Source organism: Alkalibacterium sp. m-11, assembly GCF_054658155.1.
Genome location: NZ_BAAGIR010000543.1, coordinates 1 through 255 on the forward strand (window position 1 = coordinate 1; position 255 = coordinate 255).

Here is a 255-nt window from a genome sequence, read left to right on the forward strand (position 1 = left end):
TTCTGCTTCGAGCCGATCAAGAAGCGCATTGAAACGGTTCTCGTGCTCCAGTGCTTTTTCACCGCTAAAATAAAGATGCAGGTACATCCGCCGTTTCCCTTCAATCACATCGCCTTTGTACGGGCGTTTCTGTGAATACTCCCAGTCTATCGTTGCAGTATGGCTGTAAAGTTGGTAGCTGGCATTGTAATTAGCGCGTGTGCGGATGTTATCTCGAACCTTGTTCAGTTCTTCCTGCACGTATTTCAGGGATAC

Annotated in this window: 1 pseudogene; it reads right to left on the reverse strand. The window is 47.5% G+C overall.

The window, feature by feature from the left end:
* Positions 1-255, reverse strand: a pseudogene (locus ACYQ2O_RS13530) (IS1634 family transposase); the annotation flags it as partial.